General features: G+C 67.3%; 2 protein-coding genes. Both read right to left on the bottom strand.

All coding sequences use genetic code 11. The annotated features are described in order from the left end of the window. Positions 1–161: 161 nt before the first annotated feature. On the bottom strand, positions 162–740 hold the full coding sequence (gene pth, locus ACFWF3_RS34995; RefSeq protein ID WP_379318384.1) for an aminoacyl-tRNA hydrolase: 579 nt from the start codon (positions 738–740) through the stop codon (positions 162–164). 23 nt (positions 741–763) lie between these two features. After that, positions 764–1,387 carry a 50S ribosomal protein L25/general stress protein Ctc gene (locus tag ACFWF3_RS34990; protein WP_379318382.1) on the bottom strand — a complete coding sequence of 208 codons (624 nt, stop codon included), beginning with the start codon at positions 1,385–1,387 and terminating at the stop codon, positions 764–766. Between the last annotated feature and the right edge of the window lie 311 nt (positions 1,388–1,698).

The raw sequence follows: 1,698 nt of genomic DNA, 5'->3' as shown, positions 1-1,698 counted from the left end.
AGGTCTTCGCCGAAGTGGGCTCGCGCCCCCGCACCGTGGCCGTGCTCGGCCCCGGAGCTCTCCCGAAGACCTCCTCGGGCAAACTCCGCCGCTCGGCCACCGCAGTGCACCTGCGCTGAGAACGAACTCGGCGCGCCAAGTGCCTTGGCGCGCCGAGTGTCTCAATGCAGGTTGTTCTGGGCTGCTTCCAGCCCGACCTTCAGCAGCAGCTCCACCGCGTCGGCGGCCTGCTCCACGATCACCGGAACCTCTTTGCGCTCCGGCGCGGCGAAGGGCTTGAGGACGTAGTCGGCCGGATCCTGTCGACCGGGCGGGCGCCCGATCCCGATCCTGGTCCGCAGATATTCCTTGGTGGTCAACGCCTGCGAGATAGACCGCAGCCCGTTGTGACCACCCTCGCCGCCGCCCTGCTTGAGCTTGAGCGTCCCGAACGGCAGATCCAGCTCGTCGTGGATCACGATCACCTGGTCCACCGGCACCGAGAAGAACTTCGCCAGCGCGGCCACCGGCCGCCCGGACAGATTCATATAGGTGCGCGGCTTCGCGATGAGGATCTGACGCCCGTCCAATCGCGCCTGGAGCAGATCGGCACCGGACTTCTTGTGCACGGCAAAACGGCCGCCGACGCGCTCGGCGAGCACATCGGCGACCAGGAAGCCCACATTGTGGCGGGTGCGCTCGTACTCGGGGCCGGGGTTACCCAGTCCGACTACGAGCGCGGGCCCGGAAGATTCGGTCATTGCCCGAATCGTAGTGCGCGGTCTTACTCGGACTCGGGAGCGGTCTCCGCGGTCACGGCCTCGGCGGCAGTGCCTTCACCCTCGTCGTCCATCTGCGAGGCGGACGGCGCTTCGATCACGTTGACGATCAGCGCTTCCGGGTCACCGGCCAGGGTGACGCCCTCGGGCAGCGCGATGGTGCCGGCCAGGATCTGGGTGCCCGGCGCGATGCCGGCGACCGAGACCTCGATGGACTCGGGCAGGTTCATCGCGTCGGCCTCGATCGACAGGGTGTTGAGTTCCTGGGTGATCAGGGCGCCGGAGGTGGCCTCGCCGGTGACGACGACGTTGACGTCGGTGGTGACGCGCTCGCCACGCTTGACGATCAGCAGGTCGGCGTGCTCGATGTAGCGACGGATCGGGTGCACGACGACCGACTTGGTCATCGCCAGCTGCGGCTGGCCGTCGATCTGCAGGTTCAGGATGGCGTTGGTGCCGTGCAGACGCAGGATCGCGGCGAACGCCTTGGCGTTCAGCGACAGGTGCTGCGGCTCGGCGTGGTGGCCGTACAGCACGGCGGGCACGTTGCCGTCGCGACGGGTACGGCGGGCGGCACCCTTACCGAATTCGGTGCGGACGGCAGCTTCGATCAGATTGGCGTCGGACATACTGAATGCGCTCCTACGGCTGGTCATGGGTGACCCAACTCCGGGGTCAAGGTCTACTCGTCGGACGAAAGAACGAACGAGGACGGCCCAAACAAACTCAGCCGAGCCGCGTCGATCACGGTGTGCGCACCAAACGGGCACTCACCCTCGCCGAGACAACCCGCCAACCATACCGCATAGCAATCCGCGATCTGAAACCGCCATGACCGCACTCCGAACCCCCACCTGCGACCCATAGGGAGCAGCGGCCACAAAGTGGCCGGTCGCGGCCGGGTCGCCGGTTAGCCGCCGGGGCGTACGCGACGAAGGAG

Origin of the sequence: Nocardia sp. NPDC060220, from assembly GCF_042727815.1 — a bacterium.
Taxonomy (GTDB): Bacteria; Actinomycetota; Actinomycetes; order Mycobacteriales; family Mycobacteriaceae; genus Nocardia.
Note: the sequence above shows the minus strand (reverse complement) of the source record. Positions and strands in the feature narration are given on the sequence as shown.

Bases quoted from the DNA above. Each gene is read 5' to 3' on its own strand.
- pth (WP_379318384.1), bottom strand. From the start codon at position 740: ATGACCGAATCTTCCGGGCCCGCGCTCGTAGTCGGACTGGGTAACCCC.
- ACFWF3_RS34990 (WP_379318382.1), bottom strand. From the start codon at position 1,387: ATGTCCGACGCCAATCTGATCGAAGCTGCCGTCCGCACCGAATTCGGT.